At 62.9% G+C, this 22822-nt stretch carries 23 protein-coding genes; 12 read left to right on the forward strand and 11 right to left on the reverse strand.

From position 1 onward, the window contains the following. The first annotated feature begins 40 nt into the window (after positions 1-40). From coxB to LOY53_RS00400, 4 genes are read left to right on the forward strand one after another with little or no spacing between them, the layout of a single operon-like run. Positions 41-1168 (forward strand): cytochrome c oxidase subunit II, encoded by a 1128-nt coding sequence (gene coxB / locus LOY53_RS00385; protein ID WP_252826336.1) that lies wholly within the window; start codon positions 41-43, stop codon positions 1166-1168. Positions 1169-1211: 43 nt separating this feature from the next. After that, positions 1212-2801 carry a cytochrome c oxidase subunit I gene (gene ctaD / locus LOY53_RS00390; RefSeq protein WP_027591995.1) on the forward strand — a complete coding sequence of 530 codons (1590 nt, stop codon included), beginning with the start codon at positions 1212-1214 and terminating at the stop codon, positions 2799-2801. A gap of 2 nt (positions 2802-2803) precedes the next feature. Beyond that, a complete protein-coding gene (locus LOY53_RS00395) occupies positions 2804-3370 on the forward strand; it encodes a cytochrome c oxidase assembly protein (protein WP_027591994.1) in 567 nt (188 codons plus the stop codon). A 16-nt stretch (positions 3371-3386) separates the two neighbouring features. Beyond that, a complete protein-coding gene (locus LOY53_RS00400) occupies positions 3387-4274 on the forward strand; it encodes a cytochrome c oxidase subunit 3 (protein WP_027591993.1) in 888 nt (295 codons plus the stop codon). Between the two features lie 32 nt (positions 4275-4306). Here LOY53_RS00400 and LOY53_RS00405 read toward each other — a convergent pair whose 3' ends face one another. Continuing rightward, on the reverse strand, positions 4307-4510 hold the full coding sequence (locus tag LOY53_RS00405) for a twin transmembrane helix small protein (RefSeq protein WP_027591992.1): 204 nt from the start codon (positions 4508-4510) through the stop codon (positions 4307-4309). A gap of 51 nt (positions 4511-4561) precedes the next feature. Between LOY53_RS00405 and LOY53_RS00410 the strand changes: the two genes are divergently transcribed. Genes LOY53_RS00410 through LOY53_RS00430 form a run of 5 tightly spaced genes read left to right on the forward strand, consistent with a single transcriptional unit; the run spans position 4562 to position 8445 of the window. Next, positions 4562-5305, forward strand: coding sequence for an SURF1 family protein (locus LOY53_RS00410; RefSeq protein WP_258704192.1), 744 nt, complete (start codon positions 4562-4564; stop codon positions 5303-5305). Next, positions 5271-5855: a hypothetical protein gene (locus LOY53_RS00415; protein ID WP_099452549.1), complete on the forward strand. Its 585-nt coding sequence runs from the start codon at positions 5271-5273 to the stop codon at positions 5853-5855. The genes LOY53_RS00410 and LOY53_RS00415 overlap by 35 nt, the downstream gene beginning before the upstream one ends. A 9-nt stretch (positions 5856-5864) precedes the next feature. Next, entirely contained in the window at positions 5865-6938 is a 1074-nt protein-coding gene (locus LOY53_RS00420) for a heme A synthase (RefSeq protein WP_258703466.1), read from the forward strand. After that, positions 6923-7816, forward strand: coding sequence for a heme o synthase (gene cyoE, locus LOY53_RS00425; RefSeq protein WP_027591988.1), 894 nt, complete (start codon positions 6923-6925; stop codon positions 7814-7816). Before LOY53_RS00420 ends, cyoE begins: the two co-directional genes overlap by 16 nt. Then, positions 7813-8445, forward strand: coding sequence for an SCO family protein (locus LOY53_RS00430; protein ID WP_027591987.1), 633 nt, complete (start codon positions 7813-7815; stop codon positions 8443-8445). Before cyoE ends, LOY53_RS00430 begins: the two co-directional genes overlap by 4 nt. A gap of 121 nt (positions 8446-8566) precedes the next feature. Here LOY53_RS00430 and LOY53_RS00435 read toward each other — a convergent pair whose 3' ends face one another. The 3 genes from LOY53_RS00435 to LOY53_RS00445 all read right to left on the reverse strand — a co-directional run bounded on the left by LOY53_RS00435 (position 8567) and on the right by LOY53_RS00445 (position 11080). Beyond that, positions 8567-9337 carry a MetQ/NlpA family ABC transporter substrate-binding protein gene (locus LOY53_RS00435; RefSeq protein ID WP_238209813.1) on the reverse strand — a complete coding sequence of 257 codons (771 nt, stop codon included), beginning with the start codon at positions 9335-9337 and terminating at the stop codon, positions 8567-8569. A gap of 64 nt (positions 9338-9401) precedes the next feature. Then, positions 9402-10073 (reverse strand): methionine ABC transporter permease, encoded by a 672-nt coding sequence (locus LOY53_RS00440; RefSeq protein ID WP_027591985.1) that lies wholly within the window; start codon positions 10071-10073, stop codon positions 9402-9404. Beyond that, positions 10073-11080 (reverse strand): methionine ABC transporter ATP-binding protein, encoded by a 1008-nt coding sequence (locus tag LOY53_RS00445; protein ID WP_252826341.1) that lies wholly within the window; start codon positions 11078-11080, stop codon positions 10073-10075. Before LOY53_RS00445 ends, LOY53_RS00440 begins: the two co-directional genes overlap by 1 nt. A 226-nt stretch (positions 11081-11306) precedes the next feature. Here LOY53_RS00445 and katE point away from each other — a divergent pair, with 226 nt between their 5' ends. Continuing rightward, positions 11307-13451 (forward strand): catalase HPII, encoded by a 2145-nt coding sequence (gene katE, locus LOY53_RS00450; RefSeq protein WP_258703467.1) that lies wholly within the window; start codon positions 11307-11309, stop codon positions 13449-13451. A 106-nt stretch (positions 13452-13557) separates the two neighbouring features. Here katE and LOY53_RS00455 read toward each other — a convergent pair whose 3' ends face one another. The 4 genes from LOY53_RS00455 to zur form a co-directional block, all read right to left on the reverse strand. Further along, positions 13558-14265, reverse strand: coding sequence for a PA5502 family lipoprotein (locus tag LOY53_RS00455; protein WP_085272111.1), 708 nt, complete (start codon positions 14263-14265; stop codon positions 13558-13560). A gap of 127 nt (positions 14266-14392) precedes the next feature. Next, positions 14393-15175 (reverse strand): zinc ABC transporter permease subunit ZnuB, encoded by a 783-nt coding sequence (gene znuB, locus LOY53_RS00460; protein WP_027591981.1) that lies wholly within the window; start codon positions 15173-15175, stop codon positions 14393-14395. Next, on the reverse strand, positions 15168-15941 hold the full coding sequence (znuC, locus tag LOY53_RS00465) for a zinc ABC transporter ATP-binding protein ZnuC (RefSeq protein WP_027591980.1): 774 nt from the start codon (positions 15939-15941) through the stop codon (positions 15168-15170). Before znuC ends, znuB begins: the two co-directional genes overlap by 8 nt. Continuing rightward, complete coding sequence (gene zur / locus LOY53_RS00470) at positions 15938-16423, reverse strand: zinc uptake transcriptional repressor Zur (RefSeq protein WP_027591979.1); 486 nt, start codon at positions 16421-16423, stop codon at positions 15938-15940. Before zur ends, znuC begins: the two co-directional genes overlap by 4 nt. 18 nt (positions 16424-16441) lie before the next feature. Here zur and LOY53_RS00475 point away from each other — a divergent pair, with 18 nt between their 5' ends. After that, positions 16442-17398, forward strand: coding sequence for a zinc ABC transporter substrate-binding protein (locus LOY53_RS00475; RefSeq protein ID WP_050580704.1), 957 nt, complete (start codon positions 16442-16444; stop codon positions 17396-17398). A 173-nt stretch (positions 17399-17571) separates the two neighbouring features. Here the strand turns inward: LOY53_RS00475 and LOY53_RS00480 are convergent, their stop codons facing one another. Next, complete coding sequence (locus LOY53_RS00480) at positions 17572-18522, reverse strand: homoserine kinase (protein ID WP_258703468.1); 951 nt, start codon at positions 18520-18522, stop codon at positions 17572-17574. 68 nt (positions 18523-18590) lie between these two features. After that, positions 18591-18878, reverse strand: coding sequence for a DUF2782 domain-containing protein (locus tag LOY53_RS00485; protein ID WP_010951520.1), 288 nt, complete (start codon positions 18876-18878; stop codon positions 18591-18593). Positions 18879-18952: 74 nt separating this feature from the next. On the opposite strand from LOY53_RS00485, the gene polA reads away from it, so the two are divergent. Next, positions 18953-21706, forward strand: a complete 2754-nt coding sequence (gene polA, locus LOY53_RS00490) for a DNA polymerase I (protein WP_258703469.1) — start codon at positions 18953-18955, stop codon at positions 21704-21706. A gap of 427 nt (positions 21707-22133) precedes the next feature. Here the strand turns inward: polA and yihA are convergent, their stop codons facing one another. Next, entirely contained in the window at positions 22134-22766 is a 633-nt protein-coding gene (gene yihA / locus LOY53_RS00495; protein ID WP_252826349.1) for a ribosome biogenesis GTP-binding protein YihA/YsxC, read from the reverse strand. Between the last annotated feature and the right edge of the window lie 56 nt (positions 22767-22822).

The raw sequence follows: 22822 nt of genomic DNA on the forward strand, positions 1-22822 counted from the left end.
CACGCCTTCGGGACTACAAGAATTAGAAGGGGAACCCGCAATGATGCGACATCCACATGTCTGGATGGGCCTCCTGTTGTGGACGGTTTTCGGACAGGCCAACGCCGCCTGGACCGTCAACATGCACCCGGGGGCGACGGAAGTCTCCAACGCCGTCTTCGACCTGCACATGACCATCTTCTGGATCTGCGTGATCATCGGCATCGTGGTGTTCGGCGCGATGTTCTGGTCCATGGTCGTCCACCGCCGTTCCACAGGCCAACAGGCAGCGCATTTTCACGAGCACACCTGGGTCGAAATCATGTGGACCGTGGTGCCGTTCCTGATCCTGGTGGCCATGGCCATCCCCGCGACCAAGACCCTGATCGACATCTACGACGCCAGTGAGTCGGACATCGACATCCAAGTCACCGGCTACCAGTGGAAGTGGCACTACAAGTACCTGGGCCAGGACGTGGAGTTCTTCAGCAACCTGGCCACCCCCGCCGATCAGATTCACAACAAAGCCCCCAAGGACGAGCACTACCTGCTCGAAGTCGACCAGCCGCTGGTGCTGCCGGTGGGCGCGAAAGTGCGCTTTCTGGTAACGGCTGCCGACGTGATCCATTCCTGGTGGGTACCGGCGTTCGCGGTCAAGCGTGATGCCATCCCAGGCTTCGTCAACGAGGCCTGGACGCGTATCGAGAAGCCCGGTATCTACCGCGGCCAGTGCACCGAGTTGTGCGGCAAGGACCACGGCTTCATGCCGGTGGTGGTCGAGGTCAAGTCCAAGGCCGATTACGACACCTGGCTGGGCGAACGCAAGGCTGAGGCGGCCAAGCTCAAGGAACTCACCAGCAAAGAGTGGACCCTCGAAGAGCTGGTCGAGCGTGGCGACAAGGTCTACCACACCACCTGCGTGGCCTGTCACCAGGCCGAAGGCCAGGGCTTGCCGCCGATGTTCCCGGCACTCAAAGGCTCGAAGATCGCCACCGGGCCGAAGGAAGGCCACTTGAGCATCGTCTTCCACGGCAAGCCCGGCACGGCCATGGCCGCGTTTGGCAAGCAGCTCTCGGAAGTCGACATTGCCGCCGTGGTCACTTACGAGCGCAACGCCTGGGGCAACAACAAGGGCGACATGATCACGCCGAAGGATGTGCTGGCGCTCAAGCAGGCAGAAGCGCAATGAACCGGGTTACTCGCGGCAATCAATGGATTGCAGGAGACAGGACATGAGTGCAGTGATCGACGACCACGCCCACGGCCATGAGCATGCCCACGGCCCGGCCAAGGGCCTGATGCGCTGGGTGCTGACAACCAACCACAAGGACATCGGCACGATGTACCTGTGGTTCGCCTTCATGATGTTCCTGCTCGGTGGCTCGTTCGCCATGGTGATCCGCGCCGAGCTGTTCCAGCCTGGGCTGCAGATCGTTGAGCCAGCGTTCTTCAACCAGATGACCACCATGCACGGGCTGATCATGGTGTTCGGCGCGGTGATGCCAGCCTTCGTCGGCCTGGCCAACTGGATGATCCCGCTGATGATCGGCGCGCCGGACATGGCCCTGCCGCGGATGAACAACTTCAGCTTCTGGCTGTTGCCTGCGGCCTTCCTGCTGCTGGTCTCGACCTTGTTCAGCCCCGGCGGCGGGCCTAACTTCGGCTGGACTTTCTACGCGCCACTGTCGACCACCTATGCCCCGGCCAGCGTGACCTTCTTCATCTTTGCCATCCACCTGATGGGCATCAGCTCGATCATGGGCGCGATCAACGTCATTGCCACCATCCTCAACCTGCGCGCACCCGGCATGACCTTGATGAAAATGCCGCTGTTCGTCTGGACCTGGCTGATCACCGCGTTCCTGCTGATTGCCGTGATGCCGGTGCTGGCCGGTGTGGTGACCATGATGCTGATGGACATCCACTTCGGCACCAGCTTCTTCAGCGCCGCGGGTGGCGGTGACCCGGTGCTGTTCCAGCACGTGTTCTGGTTCTTCGGCCACCCCGAGGTGTACATCATGATCCTGCCGGCGTTCGGCGCGGTCAGCTCGATCATCCCGGCGTTCTCGCGCAAGCCGCTGTTCGGCTACACCTCGATGGTCTATGCCACCGGGGCGATCGCCTTCCTGTCGTTCATCGTCTGGGCGCACCACATGTTCGTGGTCGGCATCCCGGTGGTGGGCGAGCTGTTCTTCATGTACGCCACCATGCTCATTGCCGTGCCGACCGGGGTGAAGGTGTTCAACTGGGTCAGCACCATGTGGGAAGGGTCGCTGACCTTCGAGACGCCGATGCTGTTTGCCATCGCCTTCGTCATCCTGTTCACCATCGGCGGGTTCTCCGGGTTGATGCTGGCCATCGCGCCTGCCGATTTCCAGTACCACGACACGTACTTCGTGGTCGCGCACTTCCACTACGTGCTGGTGCCTGGGGCGATCTTCGGCATCTTCGCCTCGGCCTACTACTGGCTGCCAAAATGGACCGGCCACATGTATGACGAAACCCTCGGCAAGCTGCACTTCTGGCTGTCGTTCGTCGGCATGAACATGGCCTTCTTCCCCATGCACTTCGTGGGCTTGGCGGGCATGCCGCGGCGTATTCCGGACTACAACCTGCAGTTCGCCGACTTCAACATGGTCTCCTCGATCGGCGCGTTCATGTTCGGTGCCACGCAGATCTTCTTCCTGTTCATCGTCATCAAGTGCATCCGCGGCGGCGCCCCAGCACCGGCAAAACCCTGGGACGGTGCCGAGGGCCTGGAGTGGTCGATCCCCTCGCCTGCGCCTTACCACACCTTCCAGACGCCACCGGACGTGAAATAGCCATGAACGGCCTGTCGCTCAAACGCCTGGTCATGCGCCTGCTGATGCTGACGGTGGTGATGTTCGCCTTCGGTTTTGCCCTGGTGCCGATCTACGACGTGATGTGCAAGGCCTTTGGCATCAATGGCAAGACCGGCGGCCAGTACGAGGGCAGCCAGGTCAGCGACCCGTCGCGCTCGGTACGGGTGCAGTTCATGTCGACCAACGCCAGTGACATGGTCTGGGATTTCTACTCCACGGCCGATCAGATCGACGTGAACCCCGGTGCGGTCAACCAGATGATCTTCGTCGCGCGCAACCCGACCGACCGGCCGATGAGCGCCCAGGCGATACCCAGCATCACCCCGGCCGAGGCCGCGGCGTACTTCCACAAGACCGAGTGCTTCTGCTTTACCCAGCAGGTGCTGCAGCCCGGCGAACGCATCGAGATGCCGGTGCGCTTCATCGTTGACCGCGATCTGCCGGCCAGCGTGAAGCACCTGACACTGGCCTACACCTTGTTCGACATCACCGCTCGCCACCCGCCGGTCGCGCATGTTGCGGCCCAGGACGTCCAGGGCGCCCGTTAAGGGAAGGAGAACAGCAATGGCAAGTCATGAGCACTACTACGTTCCGGCGCAGAGCAAGTGGCCGATCATCGCAACGGTCGGCATGTTCATCACGGTGTTCGGGCTTGGCACCTGGTTCAACGACATGAAAGCCGGGCACCCCGACTCCCATGGGCCGTTGATTTTCTTCGTCGGCGCGCTGTGCCTGGCCTACATGCTGTTCGGCTGGTTCGGGGCGGTGGTGAAAGAAAGCCGTGGCGGGCTGTACAGCCCGCAGCTGGACCGTTCGTTCCGCTGGGGCATGAGCTGGTTCATCTTTTCCGAGGTGATGTTCTTCCTGGCCTTTTTCGGCGCGCTGTTCTACGTGCGCGTACTGGCCGGGCCGTGGCTGGGCGGTGAAGGGGCCAAAGGCGTTGCGCACATGCTGTGGCCCAGCTTCGAGTTTGCCTGGCCGCTGCTGCACACGCCTGACCCGAAATTGTTCCCGCCGCCCAAGGAAGTCATCGACCCTTGGCACTTGCCGTTGATCAACACCATTTTGCTGGTCAGCTCAAGCGTGACCATCACCATTGCCCACCACGCTCTGCGGCGTGACCACCGGGGCGCGCTGAAACTGTGGATGGCGCTGACCATCGCGCTGGGCATCAGCTTCATCACGCTGCAGGCCTACGAGTACCACGAGGCCTATACCAAGCTGGGGCTGACGCTGGGCTCGGGTATCTACGGCGCGACCTTCTTCATGCTCACCGGCTTCCACGGCGCCCACGTGACGCTGGGCACGATCATCTTGATCGTGATGTTCGTGCGCATCCTGCGCGGGCACTTCAACCCCGACAAACATTTCGGCTTCGAGGCTGCCAGCTGGTACTGGCACTTCGTCGATGTGGTGTGGGTGGGGCTGTTCATCTTTGTGTATGTGCTTTGACACATGTGCAGGCCAGTCAAGGCGATACAGGTTCAGAAGGGGGCGTGTGACACCAGCTGGCCACTGATGAAGCCGTAGGCCACCAGGCCGATGGTCAGGGCCGCCAGGGTCACGCGCACGGTCAGTGCCTTCAGCAAGCGGGTCGAGTTTTCATCGTCCTTGACCAGGAACACCAGGCCACTGAACAGGCTGGCAACCGTGGCCAACAGCATCAGGACAATCGCGGCCTTGAGCATGGCGCTTCTCCGGGGGGATGCGGTGATGTGGATAAGTATAGCGAGGCGCCTGTGAGGCCGTTTCGCCCAGGTTGGGTCCCAACCCTGGTGGTGCTTGCGCTGCTACCGGGGTTGATTGCGCTTGGCTGCTGGCAATTGGGCCGCGCCGACGAAAAGCGCGCGCTGCTGGCGACCTATGCCGAGCGCAGCCTCGACACGCCGCTCTCCACTGCCCAGTTGCAGCAACGCGACGATGCCGCCTACCGCCGTGTGCACCTGTACGGCCGTTTCGATGGTGAACACAGCCTGCTGCTGGATAACCGAATGCGCGACGGCGAGGCCGGCGTCGAGCTGTTGCAGCCTTTCCATGACCAGGCCAGTGGGCTGTGGTTGCTGGTCAACCGCGGCTGGTTGCCGTGGCCGGACCGCCGCGTGCCTGTGCATTTCGCAACCCCGGCGCAGCCGCTGGCGCTGGACGCGTCGGTGTATGTAGCGCCTGGCAGCACCTTCCAGCTGCACCCCGACCCGGTCGGCGGCCAATGGCCGCACTTGCTGACGGCCATCGATGCCGCCCAGCTGTGGCAGCAATTGGGCCGTGAAGGCTACGCCCATGAACTGCGCCTGGAGCCCGGGCCGGCTAGCTATCGGCTGGGTTGGCCGGTCGTCGCACTGGGGCCGGAAAAGCACCTGGGCTATGCGGTGCAGTGGTTTGCCCTGGCCACCGCGCTGGTGCTGCTTTACCTCTACTTTGGCTGGCACAACAACAAAAAGGAGAACCACCATGGCCGCCGCCACCCGTCCACTGGACGTGCCTGAACGCAGCAAGCCCAGAACCCGCGGGCGTTTGCAGCTGATTCTGATTCTGCTGGTAGTGCTCGGGCCGATGATCCTGGCCACCAGCATGTACAAGCTCAAGTTCTGGGTGCCAGAAGGCCGCAGCTACCACGGTGCGATGATCGGCAACGGCGAGAGCCGCAGCGATATCGGCATCGATGGCCAGGACGCGCGCTGGCAAGTGTTGGTCAGCACGCCCGAGGCCTGCGCCGAAGATTGCCAGCGTCTGGTGTACCTGGCCCGGCAGATACAAGTTGGCCTGGGCCGTGATGCCGGCCGTGCCAGCCATGCGCTGGCTGCCGCGCAGCCGGTGAGCGCTGACTACCAGGCGCTGCTCGGCCGTGAATACCCGCAGTTGCAACGCTACCCGTTGGATGCCCAGCGCTACCTGAACAAGGTCGGTGAGCTTGGCCCACAACTGTGGATCGTCGACCCGCACGGCAACCTGGTGTTGCGCTACGACGCCAAGGTCAACGGTAAGCACGTGCTGGACGACCTGCGTCACCTGCTCAAGCTGTCCAACATCGGCTAGGAGCCTGTCATGGCCAGACCCGGATTCCGCCTCGCTGTGTTCGCCACCCTGCTGGCACTGCTGGTCGTGCTGCTGGGCGCCTATACCCGCCTCACCCATGCAGGCCTGGGCTGCCCCGATTGGCCCGGCTGCTATGGCTTTATCAGTGTGCCGAAGACCGACGCCCAGCTGGCCCATGCCGAAATGCACTTCCCCGAGCACCCGGTGGAAGCTGCCAAGGGCTGGGCCGAGATGGTCCATCGCTACTTCGCCGGCACCCTGGCGCTGGTGATTGCCTGGCTAGCCTTACAGGCCGTGCGCCGGCATGCACGTGATGGCCAGCCCTACCGCTTGCCGGTGCTGTTGCTGGGGGTGGTGTTGGCCCAGGCGGCGTTTGGCATGTGGACAGTAACCCTCAAGCTGTGGCCGCAAGTGGTCACCGCGCACCTGCTGGGTGGGTTCACCACCTTGAGCCTGCTGTTTCTGCTGTCTCTGCGTCTATCCCGGGCCTTTGCGCCATTGCCAAAACTGCCGTTGAGCCTGCGCCGGATCGCGGCCCTGGCGCTGTTGGTGGTGATCGGCCAGATCGCCCTGGGGGGCTGGGTCAGCGCCAACTATGCGGCGGTCGCCTGTATCGACTTGCCAACCTGCCATGGCCAATGGTGGCCAGCAGCGGACTTCAGCAACGGCTTTCACCTGACTCAGCACGTCGGCCCCAACTACCTGGGCGGGCAACTGGACAGCGATGCGCGCACGGCCATCCACATCAGCCACCGGCTGGGTGCCCTACTGGTCAGTGCCGTGCTGCTGATGCTGAGCTTCAAGCTGTACCGCTGCGGCCTTTCTGGCCTGGCCCGACTGGTGTTGCTGGCCTTGGCCGTGCAGGTCGCCCTGGGCATCAGCAACGTGCTGTTTCACCTGCCGCTTGGCGTGGCAGTGGCCCATAACGCAGGCGGGGCCATGCTGTTGATGAGCATGGTGCTGGTCAATTACCGCATCCGCGTGGTCGATAAAGTGCGCGTCGGCCATGGCTGGCGCCTGACGCCGGTGGTGGGTGTGGATATCTCCCACCCTATGAGGAACGATTCGTGGCGACGCTTCTAAGCGTACGACGGGCAGGTTGGCGCGATTATCTGGAGCTGACCAAGCCCAAGGTGGTGGTGCTGATGTTGATCACCTCCCTGGCAGGCATGTTCCTCGCCAGCCGCGCAGGTGTTGCCTGGAGCGTGCTGCTGTTCGGCAACCTGGGCATTGGCCTGTGTGCGGGCGCCGCGGCGGTGGTCAACCACGTGGTAGACCGGCGCATCGACGCCTTGATGGCGCGTACCCACAAACGGCCGTTGGCCACAGGCCGGGTCGCGCCGCTACCGGCGCTGGCCTTTGCGCTGGCCCTGGCGGTGCTGGGCATGGCGCTGTTGCTGGTGTTCACCAACAGCCTGACCGCCTGGCTGACCCTGGCGTCGTTGCTGGGCTATGCGGTGCTCTACACGGGCTTCTTGAAGCGTGCCACGCCGCAGAACATCGTGATTGGTGGCCTGGCCGGCGCGGCGCCGCCACTGCTTGGCTGGGTGGCGGTCAGCGGCCATGTCAGTGCCGAGCCGCTGTTGCTGGTGCTGATCATCTTCGCCTGGACCCCGCCGCACTTCTGGGCCTTGGCCATCCACCGCAAAGCGGAGTACGCCAAGGCCGATATCCCGATGCTGCCGGTGACCCATGGCGAGCGCTACACCACGCTGCATATCCTGCTCTACACCCTGATTCTGCTGGCGGTGAGCTTGCTGCCCTATGCCATCCACATGAGCGGCCCGTTGTACCTCGCCTGTGCCCTCGCCTTGGGCCTGCGCTTCCTGCAGTGGGCCTGGGTGTTGTACCGTGGCAGCCGGCCGCACGCGGCGATCGGCACCTTCAAGTACTCTATCGGCTACTTGTTCGCGCTGTTCATCGCGTTGCTCATTGACCACTACCTGTTGTTGAACCTATGACCCGAACCCAGAAAACCGTCTTCATCCTCGTCGCCCTGGTCGCGTTGATCCTGGGCCTGACCGTCAACAAGGTGCTCAATGGCCGCGATCAGCCGAACCCCACCGAGCTGATCGACGCCGGCATCATTCTCTTGCCGCAGAGCCGTACGGTGGCGGACGTGACCATGACCAACCAGGATGGCCAGCCCGTGCAGCTGGATGACCTGAAAGGTAAATGGTCGCTGCTGTTCTTCGGCTACACCTATTGCCCAGACATCTGCCCCACCACCCTGGCCCAGTTGCGCCAGGTGAAGAGCGAATTGCCTAAGGAAGCCGTGGACCGCTTGCAGGTGGTGCTGGTGAGCGTGGACCCGAATCGCGACACGCCGAACCAGCTCAAGCAGTACCTGGGCTACTTCGACAAAGATTTTGTCGGGGTGGCGGGGTCGATCGAAGACACCCAGAAGCTGGCGAATGCCTTGAGCATTCCGTTCATTCCGGCCGATACCAGTAAGCCTGGGTATACCGTGGATCACAGCGGTAACCTGGCGATCGTCGGGCCGGATGGGCGTCAGCGCGGGTTCATTCGTGCGCCGTTCAACAACCAGAAGCTGGTGGCGCAGTTGCCGGGGCTGGTCAAGCGGGACTAAACAGGCTTTAAAAGCTTCGCGGGGCAAGCCCGCTCCCACAGCATTATCCCAAAGCCTGAGGCTAGCGATGTACCTGTGGGAGCGGGCTTGCCCCGCGAAGAATCCAGCGTGATCTAGAAGCTTAGAACGCCGGTACGACAGCGCCCTTGTACTTCTCGTTGATGAACTGCTTCACCTCTGGCGAGTGCAGCGCGGCCGCCAGTTTCTTCATGTCTTCGGAGTCTTTGTTGTCCGGGCGGGCAACCAGGATGTTCACGTATGGCGAGTCGCTGCCTTCGATGGCCAGCGCGTCTTTCTCAGGGTTCAGCTTGGCTTCCAGCGCATAGTTGGTGTTGATCAGGGCCGCATCGACCTGGGTCAGCACGCGCGGGATGGTGGCCGCTTCCAGCTCACGGAACTTCACGTTTTTCGGGTTTTGTGCAACATCCTTAACGGTCGACAGGATGTTCTTGTTGTCCTTGAGCTTGATCACGCCGGCCTTGTCCAGCAGCAGCAGCGCGCGGCCGCCGTTGGTGGCGTCGTTGGGGATGACCACGGTAGCGCCGGAGGGCAGCTCGTCGAGCTTCTTGATCTTGGTCGAGTAAACGCCCAGCGGCTCGATGTGAACGCCGGTCACGCTGACCAGGTCGGTGCCCTTGGCCTTGTTGAACTCATCCAGGTACGGCTGGTGCTGGAAGAAGTTGGCGTCCAGGCGCTTTTCGGCCACCTGCACGTTTGGCTGGATGTAGTCGGTGAACTCCTTGACCTTCAGCTCCACGCCTTCTTTCGCCAGTTGCGGTTTGACGAAGTTGAGGATCTCGGCGTGCGGCACCGGGGTGGCGGCGACGGTCAGGGTATCGGCGTGGGCCGAGAAGGCCGCGACAGCGGCAGCAACAGCAAGCAGCTTCTTCATTGATCACTCCTTGTGAGGGCCGCGACGGCCCCCGAACGGGTCGGCCAGGCCGACCCCATTGGGGTTACTTACGGGAAAAATGCACGACCAGTTTGTCGCCCACGCTCTGCAGTACTTGAACCAGCACCAGCAACAGCACCACGGTCACGACCATGACATCGGTCTGGAAGCGCTGGTAGCCGAAGCGGATGGCCAGGTCGCCCAGGCCGCCCGCGCCGACCACACCGGCCATGGCGGTGTAAGACACCAGGGTAATGGCGGTCACGGTGATGGCCGCGAAGATGCCGGGACGGGCTTCGGGCAGCAGCGCGCTGGTGATGATCTGGCGCGTTGTGGCGCCCATCGACTGGGTGGCTTCGATGATGCCGCGGTCCACTTCACGCAGGGCGGTTTCGACCAGGCGCGCGAAGAACGGCGTGGCCCCGACCACCAGAGGCGGAATGGCGCCGGCGACGCCCAGCGAGGTGCCGGTGATCAGCACGGTGATCGGGATCATCACGATCAGCAAAATGATGAACGGCAGCGAACGCAGGATGTTGACGACCAGCGACAGCAGCGCGTACACGCCTTTTTGCTCAAACATCTGGCGCGGCCCGCAAAGGAACAGCAGCACGCCCAACGGCAGGCCCAGCAGCACGGTGAAGAACAGCGAGCCGAACAGCATGATCATGGTGTCGATGGTGGCCAGCCAGATTTCGGCCCAGTCGACGTTGGCAAAGAAATTCAGGGCGTCCATCAACGCAGTACCTCCATATGTACGTCAGCTGCCTTGAAGCGGTCGAACGCCGCGTCCATGTCGCCGCCGGTGACGGCCAGGGTCAGCTGCCCATAGGGGACATCCTTGATGCGGTCGATACGCCCGGCCAGGATGCTGTAGTCAACGCCCGTCTCGCGGGCGACGGTGCCCAGCAGCGGTGCGTAGGTGGCCTCGCCCTGGAAGGTCAGGCGCACGATGCGGCCAGGTACGTGGGCGAAGTCATCACGCTGCTCGCCTTCATCGACCTGCTCGTCCTCCTGGACGAAACGCTTGGTAGTCGCGTGCTGCGGGTGCAGGAACACATCGGCCACCGGCCCTTGTTCGACGATCTGCCCGGCGTCCATCACGGCCACGCGGTCGCAGACCCGGCGGATCACGTCCATTTCGTGGGTGATCAGGACGATGGTCAGCTTCAGCTCACGGTTGATCTCGGCCAGCAGTTGCAGCACCGACGCTGTGGTCTGCGGGTCAAGCGCGCTGGTGGCTTCGTCGCACAGCAGGATCTTCGGGTTGGTAGACAGGGCGCGGGCGATGCCGACGCGCTGCTTTTGGCCGCCCGACAACTGCGCGGGGTACTTCTTGGCGTGGTCTTGCAAGCCGACGCGGGCCAGCAGCTCGGTGACGCGCTTGTCGATTTCGCTGCGCGACAGCTCGCCGGCCAGGGTCAATGGCAGGGCTACGTTGTCGGCCACGGTCTTGGAGGCCAGCAGGTTGAAGTGTTGGAAAATCATCCCGACCTGCTGGCGGAAGCCGCGCAGTTGGTTGGCATTGAACGCGGTGACGTCCTCGCCATCGACGATGATCTTGCCGCCCGAAGGCTCTTCGAGGCGGTTGATCAGGCGCAGCAGGGTGCTTTTGCCGGCGCCGGAGTGGCCGATCAGGCCGAACACCTGGCCATCTTCGATGGTCAGGCTGGTCGGGTTGAGGGCGGGGATTTCCCTACCGGCGACGCGGTAGGTCTTGTGCACATGTTGGAACTCGATCACGTAGCGAACCTTGTGGGGCGCATGGAATTTGGGGCAGCGGTTAGCTGGGGTGGCGCATTTTAGCCTTTTCCCATAGCTGTTCTTAGCATTTATTTCGTAATGCACCAACCCGGCGGGCATAACGCGACAACCGGTAAAGCTTATTGAACGTAGCCAATCGGGCTCCAGTCACTAATAGAACAAGCCCTCACGGGCAATGCCTGATGACTGATGAGGAAAGCCGACCATGCCCAGCAAGAAAGTTGATGCACCCAAAGAAAGCCAGGCCGCCGGGGTCAACAGCCCTGATCATGCCAATACCAATACCAAGCTGCAGAGCCTAGAAGGCGTGCGCAGCGATGCCACAGGCCAGGCCCTGCGCACCAATCAAGGCGTGAGGATCGCCGACAACCAGAACACCCTAAAGGCCGGGCCACGTGGGCCGTCGCTGCTCGAAGACTTCATCATGCGCGAGAAGATCACCCACTTCGACCATGAGCGCATCCCTGAACGCATCGTCCATGCCCGAGGCACCGGCGCCCATGGTTACTTCCAGAGCTACGGCAACCACGCCGAGCTGACCAAGGCCGGTTTCCTGCAGGACCCCGAAAAGATCACCCCGGTGTTCGTGCGTTTTTCCACCGTGCAGGGCCCACGTGGGTCGGGTGATACGGTGCGTGACGTGCGTGGTTTTGCCGTCAAGTTCTATACCGATGAAGGCAATTTCGACCTGGTTGGCAACAACATGCCGGTGTTCTTCATCCAGGATGCGATCAAGTTCCCCGACTTTGTGCATGCGGTGAAGCCCGAGCCGCACAATGAGATGCCCACCGGCGGTTCGGCCCACGACACGTTCTGGGACTTCGTTTCGCTGGTCCCGGAGTCAGCGCACATGGTCATGTGGGCCATGTCTGACCGCGCCATCCCGCGCAGCCTGCGGATGATGGAGGGCTTTGGCATCCACACCTTCCGCCTGATCAATGCCGAAGGCGTGGCCAGCTTCGTCAAGTTCCACTGGAAGCCGCGCCAAGGCGTGCACTCCGTGCTGTGGGATGAAGCGCAAAAGCTTGCAGGCAAAGACACCGACTTCCACCGCCGCGACCTGAGCGAGGCCATCGAGACCGGCGACTACCCTGAGTGGGAGCTGGGCGTACAGATCGTGCCGGAAGCCGATGAGCACAAATTCGAGTTCGACCTGCTCGACCCCACCAAGATCATCCCCGAAGAACTGGTGCCGGTTACGCCGTTGGGCAAGATGGTGCTCAACCGTAACCCCGACAATTTCTTTGCTGAAGTGGAGCAGGTTGCGTTCTGCCCTGGGCATATCGTGCCGGGCATCGACTTTTCCAATGACCCACTGCTGCAAGGCCGGTTGTTCTCCTATACCGACACGCAACTGAGCCGGCTGGGTGGGCCGAACTTCCATGAGATCCCGATCAACCGCCCGGTCGCGCCGAACCATAACAACCAGCGTGACGCGCTGCACCGGCAGACTATCCACAAGGGCCGCGCGTCCTACGAACCCAACTCGATTGACGGCGGCTGGCCGAAAGAAACCCCGGCCGCAGCTCAGGATGGCGGTTTTGAGAGCTATCAAGAACGCATCGACGCGGTGAAAATTCGCCAGCGCAGCGAGTCGTTCGGCGATCACTTCTCGCAGGCACGTTTGTTCTTCCACAGCATGAGCCCCAATGAGCAGCAGCACATCATCAAGGCCTACAGCTTCGAGCTGGGCAAGGTGGAGCGCGAGCATATCCGCGTGCGTGAGGTAAACGAGATTCTGGCCAACATCGACCTGAAGCTGGCAGCAGCGGTGGCGGCCAACCTTGGCTTGCCTGCGCCCAAGGCTGGCACGGTGCAGGTCAAAGGCAGCAAGCTGGCGCAATCACCGGCCTTGAGCCAGATGAATCACCCGGGCAGTGTCGGTATCAAAGGCCGCAAGATCGCCGTGCTGGTGGCCGACGGGGTGGATGGGGCGAGTGTCGATCAGTTGGTCAAGGCGCTGGAGGCACACAGTGCGCGCATTCTGGTGCTAGGGCCGAGTTCGGCGCCGGTTAAAACCGCCCAAGGCAAGCCACTGCCGGTGGATGCGTCGATGGAGGGCATGCCTTCGATCATGTTCGACGGCATTCTAGTGCCGGCTGGCAAGGCGTCGCTGGAGGCGTTGGGCGCGAGTGGCCTGGCCAAGCACTTCCTGCTGGAGGGCTACAAGCACTTGAAGGCGATCGCGTTGGCCAAGGAAGGCAAGGCATTGCTGGGCAGCTTGGGGCTCAAGGAGGACAAGGGCTTGCTGCTGGGGGATGACCAGAAAACCGTGGATGCCTTTGTGAAAGCAGTAGAAGGGCATCGGGTTTGGGAGCGGGAGGCGGCTGCTGAGGCGGTGCCGGCGTAAGGGGGCTGCTTTGCAGCCCATCGCAGGCAAGCCAGCTCCTACAAGTGCACCACAGTTCCTGAGGGTAGTGGTGGCCTTGTGGGAGCGGGCTTGCCCGCGAAGCGGTTCAGCGCTGATGCGGGACCAGTACCACCTGGGCGGGCAGCTTGCGCTGAATTTCGTGCTTCTGGTTTAGCTTGAACCCGCTATCAATCTTGTGCACCCGCTTTTCCAGCAGGGTCTTCAGCCAAGGCGCATCCTCGGTGCGCGGCACCTGGAACACCACGTCGCACTGGTAACTCACCACATCGGCAGCAATTTCATCGAGCTGACGGCGCATGGCGGCAATGTCCGTGGTCTTCAGCGCAATCACGGTGCTCGGTGCAGTCGGGTCGATCACACGCGCCTGGGGCTTGGCCTCGGCCGCCTTCAGCGCAGCCTCGGCCTTTTCCAGCTCGGCCTTGCGGGCCTGGCTGACGGCATCGCCACCGGTCACCGCCGGGGCCTGGGGCATGAGCGCGCGGGCGCGTGCCAAGGCGGTGGCTGCAGCGTTGACGTCGCCCTTCTGCAGGACGATCTGGCTACGCTGCAGGTACGCTTCGGCCAGCTGCCGCTGGTACTGCTCCAGGCGCGGGTCAACGGGTGACTGGGCCTGCAGGGCAGCCAACTGGTCTTCGGCGGTAGCCAGCTCATTGCTGGCGATGTTCTGTTGCAACTGCTGCCAGGCATCGGCTTGGGCAGGTGCATCGGCCTGTTCGACCGGGGCACTGGAACAGGCAGCCAGGAACAGGGAAAACGCGGCAACAAGCAGATAACGGGAGGCGAACGGCTTCATTCCTGCGACTCTCTATTTGCGCAAAAAGCGAGCAAGTCTACACCCAGGTGCGCACGCTCGAAAACAAGTCTTACAGACCTTTTACCCGCGAAAAGGTTGCAGGGTGCGCTGTTGCGCACCCCGGTTTTCAGCGTTTTGGCAGGGCCAGGCTCAGCAAGAATAGCACTGCCGCGCAGACCACGATGGAGGGGCCGGCCGGGGTGTCCTTGAACCAGGACATGGCCAAGCCGCCACACACCGCCGTCACCCCCAGCAGGCTGGCGCCCAGGGCCATCTGCTCGGGCGAGCGGGCGTGGCGTTGCGCGGCGGCGGCGGGGATGATCAGCAGCGAGGTAATCAACAGCACGCCGACGATCTTCATCGCCACGGCAATCACCACGGCAATCAACAGCATCAAGGCCAGGCGCAGGCCCGCCACTGGCAGGCCCTCGACCATGGCCAATTCTTCATGCACGGTCACGGCCAGCAACGGCCGCCACAGCGCGGCGAGCAGCAGCAATACCAGCACGCTGCCACCGAGGATCCAGGCAAGGTCAGTGGTGCTGATGGCCAGCAGGTCGCCGAACAGGTAGGCCATCAGGTCGATGCGTACATCGTGCATGAAGCTCAGGACCACCAGGCCCAGGGAAAGCGTGCTGGGGGCCAGGATGCCGAGCAGGGTGTCGGAGGCCAGCGGTTGGCGTTGCTGCAAAGTCACCAGCAGCAACGCTAGCAGCAGGCAGCCCACGGTTACCGCCAGTGCTGGGCTGACGTCCAAAGCGAAACCCAGGGCTACCCCGAGCAGGGCGGCGTGGGACAGGGTATCGCCGAAATAGGCCATGCGCCGCCACACCACGAAAGACCCCAGAGGGCCGGCCACCAACGCCAGGGACAGACCGGCAAGCAGGGCATAAAGAAGAAAATCAGCCATGCTTGCAGTGCTCTCCGTGAACATGGGTGCCAGGGGCGACCACCGAGCCGTGCAGGTCGTGGCTGTGGTCGTGATGGTGGTGATAGATCGCCAGGCTTGGCGCGTTCTGGCCGAACAGCTCGACGAAGGCCGGGTCGTTGCTGACCTGCTCGGGGTGGCCGGAGCAGCACACATGCCGGTTGAGGCAGACCACCTGGTCGGTGGCGCTCATCACCAGGTGCAGGTCGTGCGAAACCATCAGCACACCGCAACCGTGGCGGTCGCGCAGGCGGGTGATGAGGTTGTACAGCTCGGTCTGGCCGACCACGTCGACCCCTTGCACCGGCTCATCGAGCACCAGCAGTTGTGGCTCGCGCAGCAGCGCCCGGGCCAGCAGTACGCGCTGCATCTCGCCGCCGGAAATGGTCTGGATCGGGTTGTCGATGACCTGCTCGGCCCCCACTTCCTGCAGCGCCGACAAGGCAGCCGCGCGGTCTACACCGGGCACCAGGCGCAAAAAGCGCAGCACCGACAGCGGCAGCGTGGCATCCACCTGGATTTTTTGCGGCATGTAGCCAATGCGCAGCTTCGGCTTGCGCCAGACCTTGCCCCGGTGCGGCTTGAGCAGCCCCAGCACGGCGCGCACCAAGGTGGTCTTGCCTGCCCCGTTGGGGCCGATCAGGGTCACGATCTGGCCCGGTGCGACTGACAGGTCGATGCTGTCGAGCACCGCCTCGCCGGCGAAGGTGACGCCGACCTGCTCCAGACGGATCAGTGCGTCGCTCATGCCGCGCTCCGGCAGTTGCTGCACAGGCCGACCACTTCCACGGTCTGGGTTTCGACACTGAAGCCGACGCCCTTGGCGCTGCTGATGATGGCGTCGCTGATGCTGTCCTGCTCCAGCTCGATGGCCACATGGCAGGCGCGGCAGATCAGGAACTGGCCCTGGTGCACATGCTCTGGGTGGCTGCAGCCGATGAAGGCGTTGAGCGAGGCGATGCGGTGCACCAGGCCGTTGTCGAGGAGAAAATCCAGGGCGCGGTACACGGTCGGCGGTGCGGCGCGGCGGCCGTCCTGCTCGCTGAGCACGGCGAGGATGTCGTAGGCCCCCAGCGGCTTGTGGCTTTGCCAGACCAGCTCCAGCACACGGCGGCGCAGTGCGGTCAGGCGCAACCCCTGGCGGGTGCACAAGGCATCGGCTTCGGCCAGTGCGCTGTGTACGCAATGGGAGTGATCGTGGGGGCGGTTGGCCAGCGGCGTGATGGACATGGGCAGCGACGGTTCTGGATGGAGACGTTATTATGTTACCTGTTTCTGTCGAGCCGAGTATTCACCGTGTCCCGATTCCTAGCCCTTTTTGTCGCTTTCATCGCATTTTCAGCGCAGGCCGACGTGCGTGTGCTGACCAGTATCAAACCGCTGCAGCAGATTGCCGCCGCCGTTCAGGACGGGGTTGGCAGCCCGGATGTGCTGTTGCCGCCTGGCGCTTCGCCACACCATTACGCCCTGCGCCCCTCCGACGTACGGCGCGTTGCGGATGCCGACCTGCTGTACTGGATCGGACCGGACATGGAGAACTTTCTGCCGCGCGTGCTGAAAGGTCGGGACAAGGCCACCGTTGCGGTTCAGTCGCTGACTGGCATGCAGTTGCGCCATTTTGGCGAAGACAGCCACTCGCATGATGAAGACGACCACGACGACCATGACCACGATCACCGCCCAGGCAGCCTCGACGCGCACCTGTGGCTGTCTTCGGTCAATGCCCGGGTGATTGCAGCGAAGATGGCGGCGGACCTGGCCGAGGTCGACCCGGCCAATGCCCCGCGTTACCAGGCCAACCTGAAGGCCTTCGTCGAGCGTCTGGATGCCCTGGATGGGCGTATCAAGGCGCGGGTGGCGGGTATCGCCGACAAGCCGTACTTCGTGTTCCACGAGGCGTTCGATTACTTCGAGGCTAATTATGGTCTGAAGCACACCGGGGTATTCAGTGTGGCTTCCGAGGTGCAGCCGGGCGCGCAGCATGTGGCCGCGATGCGCAAACGCCTGCAGGAAGTGGGCAAGACCTGTGTGTTCAGCGAGCCGCCGCTGCGGCCGCGGTTGGCGGAGACGCTGACGGCTGGGTTGCCGGTGCGGTTGGCCGAACTGGACGCCTTGGGTGGCACGGACCCGGTAGATGCGAAGGGCTATGAGCGTCTGCTGGAGAAGCTGGGTAGCGACCTGGCGGGGTGCCTGGAACAGCTCTAAGGCGCGCGGCCTCTTGGCGGGGTTGCGCCCTGCCTGCGGCCATGCGCGACCCTGGTAGGAGCAGCCTTGTGCTGCGAAGAGGCCGGTAAAGACACAGACATTCTCTGCTGTTTTCACCGGCCTCTTCGCAGCACAAGGCTGCTCCTACAGGTTCATCCTCGCCCTTGGTGGGTTCAGAGGGCGAACGGCAGGTGTAATGCCACCTGCTGGCGCTGCGCCAGGCGCACCTCGAACTCGCTCGGGTCATGGATCATCACATCCATCCCGGCAAACGATTCCGCCGCAATCAGGCGCGACAGCCAGAAACGCACACACCCGACCCGCAACATCTCGGGCCACAGCTCGGCCTCGGCGGCGGTGAACGGGCGCAGCGCCGCGTAGGCCGCCAGCAGCGCCTGGGCGCGTGGCACATCGAGAGCCCCGTGCTCATCAATACACCAGTCGTTCACGGTGATGGCGATGTCATACAGCATCGGCCCCGAGCAGGCGTTGTAGAAGTCGATCACACCGGTCAGGTGCGTGCCTTCAAACATCACGTTGTCGCGGAACAGGTCGGCGTGCAGGTTGGCCCGTGGCAAGGCCAGGATCTGCGCCTTGTGTGCATTGATTTCGTCCAGCGCCGGCTGCAGCAGCGCAACCTGTTCGGCACTCAGGCGCGGCATCAGCTCGGCGCCAGACACCAGCATCCAGTCCAGGCCACGGTCGGTCTTGCGCTCGATGACGTGGTTGCGGGTGGCCAGGTGGATGTGCGCGAGCAACTCGCCGACCTGGGCGCAGTGCTGGTTGTTGGGCACCTTGATGTGCTTGCCCGACAGCCGCGGCTGCAGCAGCGCAGGCTTGCCGCACAGTTCGCGCAGGCCATTGCCATCGCGGTCACGCAGGGCGTACGGCACGGGCATGTCGGCGTCATGCAGCACGTCGAGCAGCTCGATGAAGAACGGCATGTCTTCGCTCGGGCCGCGCTCGATCAGCGTCAGGACGAACTCACCCTGTTCCAGGCTGACGAAGAAGTTGCTGTTTTCGGTACCGGCGGCGATGCCCTGGAAGTCGAGCAGACGGCCCAGCTGGTACGGCGCCAGAAAGGTTTCCAGCTCAGGCCGGGTCACGGGGGTGAAAACTGACATGATGAAAAATGCCCATACGGGCACTTCCGCCGGGAAGTGCCAGGTTAATGTGAACGATACGCGTCAGCTTACCACTCGAAGATCTTCCAGGACGGAATCAGCATGTCCGGCTGGTCGGAACGAATGAAATTGGCATCAGTGCCGTCGGCGCGTACCAGGAAATAAGGCTTGCCGTTTTTTGGCGTGATCTTGATCGCATACAGGAAGCCGTTCTGACGGTATTCCTGGATGGTTTTATCGCCTTCCGTGCGAATGGTCACCTCGGGATCGGCCGAGGGGGCGTCGTCCGCCGCCAGGGTGACGACTGGCATGGTTGCCAACAGACCGAGCAGTAACAGGCGATTGAGTGTACGCATGATAACCTTGTCCCTTTGTCGTCATTGATCCGGCTATTCTAGCTCCGGACCCGCCGAAAAGGTTGATTCTGCTCATGAGCCAAGCGCCCCTCGTCCTGGTGGACGGTTCCTCCTACCTCTACCGCGCTTTCCACGCATTGCCGCCGCTGACCACCTCCAAAGGCATGCCTACCGGCGCGGTCAAGGGTGTGCTGAACATGCTCAAGAGCCTGCGCAAGCAATACCCCGACAGCCTGTTCGCAGTGGTGTTCGACGCCAAGGGCGGTACCTTCCGCGATGCCATGTTCGCCGAGTACAAGGCCAACCGCCCGAGCATGCCCGATGACCTGCGGGTGCAGATCGAACCCCTGCATGCCAGCGTCAAGGCCTTGGGCTACCCGTTGCTGTGCGTCGAAGGCGTGGAGGCCGACGATGTGATCGGCACCCTGGCGCGCAGCAGCGCGGCGCAAGGCCGGCCGGTGATCATTTCGACTGGCGACAAGGACATGGCGCAGTTGGTGGACGGCCACGTCACCCTGGTCAACACCATGACCGGTAGCGTGATGGATGTTGCCGGCGTGCACGAAAAGTTTGGCGTTGGCCCCGAGCACATCATCGATTTCCTCGCCCTGATGGGCGACAAGGTCGACAACATCCCGGGCGTGCCGGGCGTGGGCGAGAAGACCGCTGCCGGCCTGCTGACCGGTATCGGTGGCGGCCTGCGTGATGTCTACGACAACCTCGACAAGGTCCCGGCCCTGAGCATCCGCGGCGCCAAGACCTTGCCGGCCAAGCTTGAGGAGCACCGCGAGGCGGCGTTCCTGTCCTATGAGCTGGCCACCATCAAGATCGACGTGCCGCTGGATATCGAAGTCGAGGCGCTGGTCTGCGGCGAGCCAGACCGCGATGCGCTGCTGGCGTTGTACACCGAGATGGAGTTCAAGAGCTGGGTCGCCGATGTTCAGCGTGAAGCTGCCAGGGCCGGGGCAACCGTGGCCGTGCCTGAAGAAGCGGCGCCGGCGGCCAAGGTCGAACCGAAGTACGAGACGGTCCTCGACCAGGCCCGTTTCGACGCCTGGCTGGACAAACTGCGCCAGGCCCCGCTGTTTGCGTTCGACACCGAAACCACCGGCCTGGACGCGCAGCAGGCGCAGCTGGTCGGCCTGTCGTTCGCGGTTGATCCTTTCGAAGCCGCCTATGTGCCGCTGGCCCATGACTACGAAGGCGCGCCGGTTCAGCTGGACCGCGAGGCTGTGCTGCTGGCGCTCAAGCCCCTGCTCGAAGACGCAGCCAAAGCCAAGGTCGGGCAAAACGCCAAGTACGATATCAACATCCTGGCCAATGGCGCCCCGGCCATCCACATGCGCGGCGTGGCCTACGACACCATGCTCGAGTCCTACGTGCTGGACTCCACGGCCACCCGCCACGACATGGACAGCCTGGCGCAGAAGTACCTCGACCACACCACCATCACCTTCGAGCAGATTGCCGGCAAGGGCGCGAAACAGCTGACCTTCAACCAGATCCCGCTGGACAAGGCCGGCCCGTACGCCGCCGAGGACGCCGACATCACCCTGCGCCTGCACCAGGCGCTGCAGGCGCGCCTGGCCAAAACCCCAAGCGTGCAGCCGGTGTTGATGGACATCGAGATGCCGCTGGTGCCGGTGCTGGCCAAGATCGAGCGCCAGGGCGCGCTGGTGGATGCCGAGCTGCTGCACGTGCAAAGCGGCGAACTGGGCGTGAAGATGGCCGAACTGGAGCGTCGCGCCTACGAACTGGCTGGCGAGACCTTCAACCTGGGTTCGCCCAAGCAGTTGGGTGCGATCCTCTACGACAAACTGGGCATGCCGGTGCTGAGCAAGACCGCCAAGGGCCAGCCGTCTACCGCCGAGGCGGTACTCGACGAACTGGCCGAGCAAGGCTACCCGCTGCCTGAGGTACTGATGCAGTACCGCAGCCTGAGCAAGCTCAAGAGCACCTACACCGACAAGCTGCCAGGGCAGATCAACCCACGCACCGGGCGTATTCACACCTCTTACCAGCAGGCGGTGGCGGCCACCGGGCGCCTGTCGTCGAGCGACCCGAACCTGCAGAACATCCCGATCCGCACCGCGGAAGGGCGGCGTATCCGCCAGGCCTTCGTGGCCAGCCCTGGCTACAAGCTGCTGGCGGCGGACTATTCGCAGATCGAGCTGCGCATCATGGCTCACCTGGCCAAGGACGAAGGTTTGCTGCACGCCTTCCGCAACAACCTCGACGTGCACCGCGCCACTGCAGCTGAAGTGTTCGGCGTGCCGCTTGAGGCTGTTACCACCGACCAGCGCCGCAGCGCCAAGGCCATCAACTTCGGCCTGATCTACGGCATGAGCGCCTTTGGCCTGGCCAAGCAGATCGGCGTCGATCGCAAGCAGTCCCAGGACTACATCGACCGCTATTTCGCCCGCTACCCGGGCGTGCTGGCCTACATGGAGCGCACCCGCGCTCAGGCCGCCGAGCAAGGCTTCGTCGAAACGCTCTTTGGCCGTCGCCTGTACCTGCCAGACATCAACGCCAAGAACCCGGCCCTGCGCAAAGGCGCTGAGCGGACGGCGATCAACGCACCGATGCAGGGTACGGCTGCCGATATCATCAAGCGGGCGATGGTCAATGTGGACAACTGGCTGAACGAGAGCGGCCTCGATGCCCGCGTGATCCTGCAGGTGCACGACGAATTGGTGCTGGAGGTGCGTGAGGAACTGGTCGAGCAGGTAAAAGATGAAATTCGATTGCACATGAGCCGTGCCGCGCAGCTGGATGTACCGTTGCTGGTTGAAGCAGGCATTGGCGCGAATTGGGACGAAGCTCACTGATTGAGCCGGCAAAGCTGTGTAGGATCTGCGACGTAGTGAAGCGGATCCTGGCATGGCTAGATGCCATTAGTGCTGGAGTTTCATGAAACTATCGCAAATAGTTTTCAGGGCTTCGGAACTAAACCGGTGAAGCGGAACTCAGAGTAACTGAATGGCTGGTGAAGCCCTTCGATGCTCCTATGTTGTGTTAAGTGTTGGCAGATATCTGGACCCCGCCCTAGCGGTCCGGACTTGGACCCCGAACTTCCCCCTCCCCATACGAAGTCCGGGGTTTTTTTTGCCTGCGATTTGCCTGGCAGGCGCTGCTGCTCCCCACTCTAGGAGCAGCCTTGTGCTGCGAAAGGGCCAATACAGGCAACAGATATCTACAACCTTGCATGGCCTCTTCGCAGCACAAGGCTGCTTCTACTGGGGTCTATGCAGGCCGTCAGGCTGCCGGCTTGTCTTCCAGCTCCATCCAGTCCGCCAGCACGCGGTAGGCTTCGTCCAGCCCCAGGCGCTTCGGTGCCGAGAACAGCTGGATGGTCACTGCGTCGCCCCAGCCCTTGCGGATCTCCGACTGCACCTTGAGCAAGGTGTTCTTACCGGCGCCGTGGGTGAGTTTGTCGGCCTTTGTCAGCAGGATGTGCATCGGCATGCCGCTGGCCTTGGCCCAGTCGAGCATCATCTTGTCGAAGTCGGTCATCGGATGGCGCACGTCCATCATCAGAATTACACCGCGCAGGCACTCGCGGCTGCCCAGGTAGGCTTCCAGGTGGCGCTGCCAGTGCTGCTTGAGTGGAATCGGTACTTTTGCATAACCATAGCCCGGCAGGTCGACCAAACGCCGTTCATCGTCCAGACTGAAGAAATTCAACAGCTGGGTGCGCCCCGGGGTTTTCGAGGTACGCGCCAGGCTGGCATGAGTCAGGGTATTGAGGGCGCTGGATTTGCCGGCGTTGGAACGGCCGGCGAAAGCCACCTCGTAACCCTGGTCGTCCGGGCATTGTTCGACCTTGGCTGCGCTGAGGGCGAATGTGGCTTTCTGGCAGAGGCCGAGGATGGGGTTCTTGACTTGCATGGGATATCCGATGTGGGTGTTGCCTGACTCTGAAGGCTCGAGCCTGGCAAGCGGTG

Source organism: Pseudomonas sp. B21-031, assembly GCF_024748985.1.
Lineage (GTDB): Bacteria > Pseudomonadota > Gammaproteobacteria > Pseudomonadales > Pseudomonadaceae > Aquipseudomonas > Aquipseudomonas kermanshahensis.

Excerpts from the sequence above, each read along its gene's own strand:
- coxB (WP_252826336.1), top strand. The coding sequence starts at position 41 with ATGATGCGACATCCACATGTCTGGATGGGCCTCCTGTTGTGGACGGTT.
- LOY53_RS00485 (WP_010951520.1), bottom strand. The coding sequence starts at position 18,878 with ATGCGTACACTCAATCGCCTGTTACTGCTCGGTCTGTTGGCAACCATG.
- LOY53_RS00440 (WP_027591985.1), bottom strand. The coding sequence starts at position 10,073 with ATGGACGCCCTGAATTTCTTTGCCAACGTCGACTGGGCCGAAATCTGG.
- LOY53_RS00480 (WP_258703468.1), bottom strand. The coding sequence starts at position 18,522 with ATGTCAGTTTTCACCCCCGTGACCCGGCCTGAGCTGGAAACCTTTCTG.
- znuB (WP_027591981.1), bottom strand. The coding sequence starts at position 15,175 with ATGGCTGATTTTCTTCTTTATGCCCTGCTTGCCGGTCTGTCCCTGGCG.
- LOY53_RS00415 (WP_099452549.1), top strand. The coding sequence starts at position 5,271 with ATGGCCGCCGCCACCCGTCCACTGGACGTGCCTGAACGCAGCAAGCCC.
- ctaD (WP_027591995.1), top strand. The coding sequence starts at position 1,212 with ATGAGTGCAGTGATCGACGACCACGCCCACGGCCATGAGCATGCCCAC.
- polA (WP_258703469.1), top strand. The coding sequence starts at position 18,953 with ATGAGCCAAGCGCCCCTCGTCCTGGTGGACGGTTCCTCCTACCTCTAC.
- zur (WP_027591979.1), bottom strand. The coding sequence starts at position 16,423 with ATGTCCATCACGCCGCTGGCCAACCGCCCCCACGATCACTCCCATTGC.
- LOY53_RS00400 (WP_027591993.1), top strand. The coding sequence starts at position 3,387 with ATGGCAAGTCATGAGCACTACTACGTTCCGGCGCAGAGCAAGTGGCCG.
- LOY53_RS00405 (WP_027591992.1), bottom strand. The coding sequence starts at position 4,510 with ATGCTCAAGGCCGCGATTGTCCTGATGCTGTTGGCCACGGTTGCCAGC.
- LOY53_RS00430 (WP_027591987.1), top strand. The coding sequence starts at position 7,813 with ATGACCCGAACCCAGAAAACCGTCTTCATCCTCGTCGCCCTGGTCGCG.
- yihA (WP_252826349.1), bottom strand. The coding sequence starts at position 22,766 with ATGCAAGTCAAGAACCCCATCCTCGGCCTCTGCCAGAAAGCCACATTC.
- katE (WP_258703467.1), top strand. The coding sequence starts at position 11,307 with ATGCCCAGCAAGAAAGTTGATGCACCCAAAGAAAGCCAGGCCGCCGGG.
- LOY53_RS00435 (WP_238209813.1), bottom strand. The coding sequence starts at position 9,337 with ATGAAGAAGCTGCTTGCTGTTGCTGCCGCTGTCGCGGCCTTCTCGGCC.
- LOY53_RS00455 (WP_085272111.1), bottom strand. The coding sequence starts at position 14,265 with ATGAAGCCGTTCGCCTCCCGTTATCTGCTTGTTGCCGCGTTTTCCCTG.
- LOY53_RS00395 (WP_027591994.1), top strand. The coding sequence starts at position 2,804 with ATGAACGGCCTGTCGCTCAAACGCCTGGTCATGCGCCTGCTGATGCTG.
- LOY53_RS00475 (WP_050580704.1), top strand. The coding sequence starts at position 16,442 with ATGGAGACGTTATTATGTTACCTGTTTCTGTCGAGCCGAGTATTCACC.
- znuC (WP_027591980.1), bottom strand. The coding sequence starts at position 15,941 with ATGAGCGACGCACTGATCCGTCTGGAGCAGGTCGGCGTCACCTTCGCC.
- LOY53_RS00420 (WP_258703466.1), top strand. The coding sequence starts at position 5,865 with ATGGCCAGACCCGGATTCCGCCTCGCTGTGTTCGCCACCCTGCTGGCA.